Annotated in this window: 4 protein-coding genes, 3 tRNA genes and 2 pseudogenes; 4 read left to right on the top strand and 5 right to left on the bottom strand. The window is 62.2% G+C overall.

The genetic code is table 11. The annotated features are described in order from the left end of the window. Nucleotides 1-252 precede the first annotated feature (252 nt). Both BG35_RS14245 and BG35_RS0105485 read right to left on the bottom strand, forming a co-directional pair. Nucleotides 253-1127, bottom strand: a pseudogene (locus BG35_RS14245) (IS5 family transposase). A 247-nt stretch (nt 1128-1374) separates the two neighbouring features. After that, nucleotides 1375-1448, bottom strand: a tRNA-Arg gene (locus BG35_RS0105485). 57 nt (nt 1449-1505) lie between these two features. On the opposite strand from BG35_RS0105485, the gene BG35_RS0105480 reads away from it, so the two are divergent. Further along, the gene (locus BG35_RS0105480; RefSeq protein WP_025782031.1) at nt 1506-3239 is read left to right on the top strand and encodes an ABC-F family ATP-binding cassette domain-containing protein; all 1734 of its coding nucleotides are present in this window, start codon (nt 1506-1508) and stop codon (nt 3237-3239) included. Nucleotides 3240-3251: 12 nt separating this feature from the next. Here BG35_RS0105480 and BG35_RS0105475 read toward each other — a convergent pair whose 3' ends face one another. The 3 genes from BG35_RS0105475 to BG35_RS0105465 all read right to left on the bottom strand — a co-directional run bounded on the left by BG35_RS0105475 (nt 3252) and on the right by BG35_RS0105465 (nt 4537). Next, on the bottom strand, nt 3252-4259 hold the full coding sequence (locus BG35_RS0105475; RefSeq protein ID WP_236619796.1) for a potassium channel family protein: 1008 nt from the start codon (nt 4257-4259) through the stop codon (nt 3252-3254). Nucleotides 4260-4380: 121 nt separating this feature from the next. Next, nucleotides 4381-4452: transfer RNA gene (locus BG35_RS0105470), tRNA-Thr, on the bottom strand. A 3-nt stretch (nt 4453-4455) separates the two neighbouring features. Further along, nucleotides 4456-4537 (bottom strand) — tRNA-Tyr (locus BG35_RS0105465). Nucleotides 4538-4604: 67 nt separating this feature from the next. Between BG35_RS0105465 and aroQ the strand changes: the two genes are divergently transcribed. The 3 genes and pseudogenes from aroQ to BG35_RS13645 all read left to right on the top strand — a co-directional run. Beyond that, nucleotides 4605-5042, top strand: coding sequence for a type II 3-dehydroquinate dehydratase (gene aroQ / locus BG35_RS0105460; protein WP_025782029.1), 438 nt, complete (start codon nt 4605-4607; stop codon nt 5040-5042). Nucleotides 5043-5046: 4 nt separating this feature from the next. Beyond that, nucleotides 5047-5664, top strand: a complete 618-nt coding sequence (locus tag BG35_RS0105455; RefSeq protein ID WP_025782028.1) for a MiaE family protein — start codon at nt 5047-5049, stop codon at nt 5662-5664. Nucleotides 5665-5755: 91 nt separating this feature from the next. After that, nucleotides 5756-6058 (top strand): annotated as a pseudogene (locus BG35_RS13645) (hypothetical protein); the annotation flags it as partial.

Genomic DNA, 6058 nt, shown 5'->3' with positions numbered 1-6058 from the left:
GAGGCCATAATAGGGTATTTGACTCTAAGACGCTCCGTTAGTTATATAATTCAACTCTTCCTACTTTCATACCTGGCCTGAACCTTAGGGAAACACTGGAGAACCAGGGGATTCAAGGCAGGGGCAGGGGAGGCAGTGGTGAATGATGTAGCCGATGGAGGCTTTATAGGGTCAAAGGGCCATATTATACTCCTGCAATGACCTTGATAGTGCCCTGAAGCACCATCAAAGCAGTGTGTTGATACACGACTCCTATGCTGCCATCGCCAATAATCTCTTCTTCGCCAGGAAGAGATTGGCGAGAGCGGCCAAGACCATCACCTTACAGTGGTTCTTGGCCATACCTCGCAGCCTGGTCTTCCGGAAGCCAAACTGCTGTTTGATTCCACGGAACGGATGTTCCACGTTGGCCCTGATATGAGCCCTATCACGCTCCCACCAGTGGAGCAGTTGTCCTTCTGGCGTTCGAGGCAGTCGGCGGCGCTGCCCAGGCCTCAGGGCGATGCGGCACTCCACGTCCTGTCCTGGTATCTCCTCTCGCTTGTGCAGGCCCTGGTACCCGGCAGCGCCATAGATCACTCTCTCTTCACCGTACACAACTCTGCCGCCACAGTCACGTCATGGACATTGGCCGCAGAGGTCGCTACCGAATGGATCAAGCCTGAGTCTTTGTCCACGCCAATATGGGCTTCATGCCAAAGAACCACTGGTTGCCCTTGCGGGTCTAATGCATCTGCGGCTCCCGCAGCAGTAGACCTTGCCCTCTCCAGTGCTCCCCTGTGGCAGCGAAGCTCTTCTCTCCCAACTGGCGCTTCTCCAGAAAGTGGCGGAACGACAAGATGGTGGTGGCATCAGGCATCCTGTCTTGGGTAAGGTCAATTCCGGCAAAGCGACCCATGGCCTCCACTTCAATCAATAAGAGCATGCTCCATGGCCTCATCCCTAAGGCAATACCAGTTCTGCATCAGGTGAATCCGTAGTATCATCCCCGGCGGATAGGGTGGCCTTCCCCCGTGGGGCTCCACCCGGGGATAGAATGCCTCAATCAGACTGAGCAGCAGGGAGAAAGGCGCTACCGCTTCCATCTCTGCGAGGAACTTCTCTCGTCTAGCCTGCTTCTTCACCACACTCCGCTCATACTCGGCTCATACTCGCTGAAGCCCAGCTGACGCTCTTTACTCTCCATCGGCTCACCTGCAACTCCTACCATTCTAGCCACACCCTCCCCAGGGAGAAGGAGGTTTTCCAGAAAGTCCTTAACAGTACCATGGATCAGTAATAATCATGATTCTGAATCAGGAAACCAGGAAAGGCCACGGTTTCCCCGCCTGGTCGGTTCCGTCCCCTTACCCGCTGCGGATGAGGCTTTCGCTACGCTCCCTGTTGGATTCGAACCAACGACCGGCTGCTTAGAAGGCAGATGCTCTATCCGACTGAGCTAAGGGAGCCTGCCGACAGGTTAGGCGCTTTTGCTAGGATTTGCGGAGTTGAACCGTTGAATGTCTGTGTTGCGTCTCGAGGGCGTCTCGAAGATGTACAGCACCGGTGAGGTGCTCAAGGATGTGCATTGGGAGGTAAAACCTGGCGAGCGCCTTGGCCTGGTGGGCGTGAACGGCGCTGGTAAATCCACCCAGTTGCGCATGATCGCCGGTCTGGAGGAGCCCACCACAGGGCAGGTGGTTCGCCCCGGCGGGCTGGTGGTTGCCTACTTGCAGCAGGAGCTGGACCTGGATCCCCGGCGCAGTGTCCGCCAGGAGTTGTTCCGGGCGTTTCAGGAGGCCGGTGGGGTGCTTGAGCGCCTGACGGCGGTGGAACGGGCCATGGCCGCCGCCACCGGGTCTGTCCTGGATGAGTTGATCCAGGAACTGGGCGCCCTGCAGCAGCGCTTTGAAGCCCTGGACGGCTACAGCCTGGAGAGCCGGATTGAGCGAATCCTGCCCACCATGGGGTTTGCGGTCACGGATCTGGAGCGGCCGGTGAGCCACTTCTCCGGTGGCTGGCAGATGCGCATCGGCCTGGCCCGCATCCTGTTGCAGGAGCCGGATCTGTTGCTGTTGGACGAGCCCACCAACCACCTGGACCTGGATACCGTTGCATGGCTGGAGGGGTATCTGCTGAGTTTGGAGTTGCCCATGGTGGTGGTCAGCCATGACCGGCAATTCCTGGATCGCCTCTGCAACCGCATCGTTGAGATTGAGCGGGGCACGGCCCGCACCTATCTGGGCAACTACAGCGATTTCGTGACCCAGAAGCAACTGGAGCGCCAGGCGCAACAGGCGGCGTTTGAGCGGCAGCAGAAGGATTTGGCGGCGCAACAGGCTTTTGTGGAGCGGTTCCGGGCCAGCGCCACCCGCAGCAGCCAGGCCAGGAGTCGGGAGCGGGCCATGGCCAAGGTGGAGCGCCTGGAGGCCGCCGCCAGCCAGTTGAGTGGCCCCCGGTTCCACTTTCCCCCGGCGCCCCGCTCCGGCCGGCAGGTGGCGGCCATGGAGGACCTCACCCACGCCTATGGGGACAGGATCCTCTTTCTTGGCGCCCATCTCCACGTGGAGCGGGGGCAGCGCATCGCCCTTGTGGGTCCCAACGGTGCGGGCAAATCCACCCTGCTGCGATTGCTCATGGGCGCGGAGCGGCCCACGGAGGGGACAGCCCGGTTGGGAACCCATCAGGTGATCCCCGGTTACTTTGCCCAGAACCAGGCCGAGGCGCTGGAGCCCCACGTCACCGTGCTGGAGACCGTCACCCCCATGGCGCCGGATTGGAGCCAGACCCGCATGCGCGCCATGCTGGGGGGTTTCGGCTTTACGGAGGATCAGGTGTTCAAGCTGGCGGCCCAACTCAGCGGCGGAGAAAAGGCGCGCCTGGCCCTGGCCAAATTGTTGCTGACCCCTTCCAATCTGCTGCTGCTGGACGAGCCCACCAACCACCTGGATATCCCCGCCAAGACCATGCTGGAGGAGGCCCTCCGGTCCTATGAAGGGGCGGCGCTGATCATCTCCCACGACCGCTACTTCATTCGTCGGACCGCCAACCGCGTTGTGGAGTTGCGGGACGGGGAGTTGGTGTCTTATCAGGGTGATTACGCCTACTACTGCCAGAAAAAAGCGGAGGAGCGGGAAGCGGCTGCAGCCGCGGCTCGCACCCAGGCTGCCCGGCAGAAAGCCGCCGCCAAGCAGGCTAAGGCCGCCGCCAGGGCCAAGTCTCGGCAGGCAGCCCGCAAGGCCAAGGCAGCGGGTCGCTGAGGGGGCCTTCCCCTACTCCTGGAGATCCATGGGATCTGCCAACACGTCCACCCGGGCCGCCGCCAAGCCCAGGAGCGCTTCGGCGGCGCGGCGCTGCCGGGCTGAACCCAGCAGGATCAGTTGGTCCCCCGGCTGGAGAACAGCCTGGCCCCCCGGATTGACCTGTACGCCCCGGGAGGAGCCAATGGCCAGCACCAGCACCCCGCTACGGGCCCCCAACTGAATCTCCGCCAGGCTCCGCCCAGGCAACCTGCTGAATTCCTCCTGGCTCGTGGTAAGCTGGATGCGCTCAATCTGATACTTGGTGCCTGCAAGCACCTCCATGAAGCTCACGGCTGCCGGGTACAGGGCTTTTGAGGCCAGCACACGACCACCCGCAACAAACGGGGACACCACGTCGTTGGCCCCGGCGCGGCGCAGCTTGCTGGCGGCCTCCTGGCTCTCGGCCCGGGCAATGATCTGCACCCTGGGCGCCAAGGCTTTGGCGCTGAGCACCACGTAGACGTTGTCCGCATCCGTGCCCAGCACGGCCACAAGACTGCGGGCCCGCTCCACCCCCGCCTTGCGGAGCACCTCGTCGAGGCTGGCGTCACCGGTGACGCCGTAGAAACCGTGCTCGATGGCCAGAGCCGTGCGCGGGGCCTGCTGATCGATCACCAGCAGCGGCACGTCCTCCCTGGCCATGCAGGACACCACTTCCCGCCCCATGCGGCCGTAGCCGCAAATGATCACGTGATCGCAGATTGCATCAAGCATGGCTTGCTCACGGTGAAGGCGAAGGCGCTGGAAATAGCCGGTGTTGCTCAGTTGGAGAAAGCGCTGGATCACCAACTGAACGGTGAAGACGCCCCCCAGCAGCAGTAGAACGGTGACCAGTCGCCCCCCGCCGCTCAAGGGGTGGACCTCCCCGTAGCCCACCGTGGTGAGGGTGATAATGGTCATCCAGAAGGCATCGGACCAGCTGTAGCTGGGCTCCGCCAGTCGGTAGGCGGCAGCGCCGGCAAGCACCAGGATGGTCAAGGTGCTGAGAGGGATCTGCCAGACCTGAGCCTGCTTCAAACGCCGTTTCCGGGGGGAGCAATTGGCGGTTGGCGTGTGTCTCCAGCGGCGTAGGAGCACGGGAGGATGGAGGAAGCAGAAAAGCCCTTGACGAGACTTGAACTCGTGACCTCTCCCTTACCAAGGGAGTGCTCTACCGCTGAGCTACAAGGGCAAATGGGCCGGGTTGGATTTGAACCAACGTAGGCAGAGCCAGCGGATTTACAGTCCGCCCCCATTAACCACTCGGGCACCGACCCGTGCCACCGACAAGAGCATATCAGGTGGGGGTGGTGCGATTAGAGTGGTTGCAGCGTCTCCGGGGATGTGAAAATCCTGGTTCTCCATGGACCCAACCTGAATCTGCTGGGCGCCCGCGAGCCCGGTATCTACGGGCGCACCTCCCTGGCGGAGATTGATGCTCAACTGGCGGCCTGGGCCAGGCAGAGGGGCATCAGTCTCAGTTGCGCCCAGAGCAACCACGAGGGGAGCCTGGTGGATACCGTTCAGGCGGCCGCCGCTCAACAGACCCACGGCATCCTGATCAATGCCGGCGCCTACACCCACACCTCCATTGCCCTGAGGGATGCTTTGCTGGCCACGGCGCTTCCCTTCGTGGAGGTTCACCTGAGCAACACCCATGGGCGGGAGTCCTTCCGGCATCGGTCCTTGCTGGCTGACCGGGCCGTTGGGGTGGTTTGTGGTTTCGGGGGGCTGAGCTACCGGCTGGGGTTGGAGGGTCTGGTGGCGGCGCTGGAACGGTAAGACGATGAATGCGCGTGAACCCAGGGGGCCGGGGAACTCCACGCCGATCCGCTGGCTGGACGCCCCCAGTTCGGAGGCCTGGCTGACCCTGGCCCTGGCCCACCCCCAGGAGCTGCTCGTTGACCATGCCCATTGCGAACGCAAGGCTGCCCATACCGCCTTGCGGCTCATGGGCATCTATGCGATGGAGCCCGGACTGGCGGAGGTGCTGAGTCCCCTGGCGCGGGAAGAACTCCAACACTTCGAAACAATTCTGAGCCTGCTCAAGGGGCGCGGCTGGCGGCTGCGTCATCTTTCCGCACCCCCCTATGGGGCATCCCTCAAACGATGTGTTGCCCCACAGGAACCGGAGCGGATGCTGGATCAGTTTCTTGTGGCCGGTCTCATCGAGGCCCGCAGCCATGAACGGCTGGGACTGCTGGCGCGCCACTGTCCCGATGAGGAGCTGGCCGGTCTGTACCGCAGTCTGCTGGCCAGTGAGGCGCGCCACTTTGGTGTCTACCGGGTTCTGGCGTCGCGCCGTTTCTCCCCCACGGTGGTCAACTCCCGTCTCCGGAGCCTGGCGGCAGTGGAGGCGCAAATCCTCGGTCAGCTTCATGGGCAACCGCGCATGCACAGCTAGGGCCTGCAGCAGGCCCGATGAAAAGCCACTGATTCATTTTAGACCACGTGTTGGCGGGCGGACCTAGAATGGATTTCTGTACAGAGCAACCATGACCAGCAAGTCGCCTGCAGCCAAGCTGTCGGACAAGTCCCTCAAAGATCTAACGGTTGTTGAGTTGAAGGATCTATGCAGGGACCGGGGCATCAAGGGCTATGCCCACAAGCCCAAGGCCACCCTCCTTGAAATGGTTGAGGCTGATGGATCAGGCGCCTCAGCCAAATCCCCGTCCGCTGCGGATCAATCCGCCGCCGCTACCCCAAGCCGGTCACGGTCGAGCAGGTCGGGGCTGAAGAAAAAGTCCAAGGCCGGCAAGGCCTCCTCCCAAAAGCAAAAAAAGGGTCGGCAAGGGGAG

Source organism: Candidatus Synechococcus spongiarum SH4, from assembly GCF_000586015.1.
In the GTDB taxonomy this organism is placed as follows: domain Bacteria; phylum Cyanobacteriota; class Cyanobacteriia; order PCC-6307; family Cyanobiaceae; genus Synechococcus_B; species Synechococcus_B spongiarum_F.
Note: the sequence above shows the minus strand (reverse complement) of the source record. Positions and strands in the feature narration are given on the sequence as shown.

Excerpts from the sequence above, each read along its gene's own strand:
- BG35_RS0105455 (WP_025782028.1), top strand. The coding sequence starts at position 5,047 with ATGAATGCGCGTGAACCCAGGGGGCCGGGGAACTCCACGCCGATCCGC.